Here is a 1657-nt window from a genome sequence, read left to right as displayed (position 1 = left end):
ACGATCCCACCATTGGCGCGTACGTCGTCTATTGGACGTCGACGCTCTACAAGGATGCCGCGCACAATCGCGAGGACGGCAACGGGCCGCAGATCATGACCGCAATCACCCGCGACTTCAAAACCTTCACCGCCCCGAAACCGTGGTTCAAGGCCGCTGACGTCCCCGGAGCGGTCAAAGCCAAGGGCATGATCGACGCGACCGTCATGAAAGTCGGCAATCAATATTATCGCTTCACCAAAGTCAGCGACGCCAGCGGCTGCCAGTCGAGCGATATCCTGGCTCAGGTCTCCCCCTCGCTGCGCGCATCCGGTGCGTCAGGCGCGTGGAAGATCGTCGACCGCTGCGTGGGCCGGCGCTCCGGCACACCGGAGGTGGAGGGGCCGAGCGCGTTCGTCGCCAATCCGGGCGACACCAGCGGGTTCAAATACTTCCTGTGGGTCGACGACTATGGCGGCGTCGGCTACATCCCGCTGGCGACGAACGACCTCAACGGCAAGATCGCCTGGACCTACCCGCGCGCCTTCAGCCTGCCGGCATCGCCGCGCCACGGCACGGTCATGGCGATCACCGCGTCGGAGCGTGACGCGCTCGTCGCGCACTGGAACCGCCCCGCGCCCGCCGCTCACGTCGCCGATAGCTGGATCGTTCCTTCGGTGCTGGCATCCGGTACGCGCTTGCCCGTCCCGGAAGGCCATCTCGTCACATGGCGCGTCGACGGTCGCGCGCTGCCCGACGGCATTCTCGTCAACCGCGGCGCGATGGCGCGCATCGTCCACCTCGACGGAACCCTGAAGCGTCTGGACGGAACGACGCTCGCCAAGCGCTTCACCGTCCGCCTGCTCGGCACCGCGTCGGGCCGCCTCAAAACCTACGCGCGCGCACCGACGACCGCGCGCGACGCGAACCAGCCGACCGTGGCGCGCAGCGTCCACCTCGCGCTTACCGGCGGTGACGGCCGCGCCGTCCCACTGAACGACGATTACGGCGTCCTGTTCGCACGCGGCGACTATGTCGGGGTGGATCGCGTCGCGCTACGCGGGGTTGCCGATCCGTCCTTGTTCTACTTCGCCGACGGCGCGCTTGGCGTCATCGCGACGCGCGTCGACATGGCCGGCACGCCGGATCCCGATCCCACCGCGACGATCATCTTCCGCAGCGGTTTGAATCACCCAGGCGACTTCGTCGAACTCGGCTCTTTGGACCTGCACACCGCCGATGGCGTCGCGAAGCCGCACGCACGCTACGATTCCGCTGCCCGCCGCTACGTCCTGTCGTGGACCGATCGCGCCGGGCAGCCGCGCTGGGCGACAGCTGCCGATCTCACGCGCACCGAATGGCGCGACACGCCCTTCGAGCCCGGCGGCCGTCGGCAGCAGATCGTCTCGACCGGCAACGTCGGCGACGTCCGCAACGGCCGGACCGTCACCACCGACGACGATACGCTCCCGGTCGACGCCACCCTGGCGACTGTGCTCACCCAACGCTTTGGCCGCACCGTCAACACCACCGCTGCGGTGGCGCCGCAGGTGATCGCCGCTCGCCAGGCTGCCCAGCTACGCGATGCACGTGTGACGCTCGGGTATTCGGATGGCTCCACTGCCACCCGCGCCGTCGACTGGGACGCCGCCGACCTCGCGCACTTAACCCGCCCAGG

At 68.4% G+C, this 1657-nt stretch carries 1 protein-coding gene; it reads left to right on the top strand.

The features are described 5' to 3' along the window. A partial coding sequence (locus QBJ92_RS20530; RefSeq protein WP_277971542.1) for a hypothetical protein occupies positions 1-1657 on the top strand: 1657 nt, incomplete at both ends.

Source organism: Sphingomonas echinoides (genome assembly GCF_029623395.1).
GTDB classification, from domain to species: domain Bacteria; phylum Pseudomonadota; class Alphaproteobacteria; order Sphingomonadales; family Sphingomonadaceae; genus Sphingomonas; species Sphingomonas echinoides_A.
The sequence above is the reverse complement of the archived record's forward strand: the minus strand, read 5'-3'. Positions and strand labels throughout refer to the sequence as shown.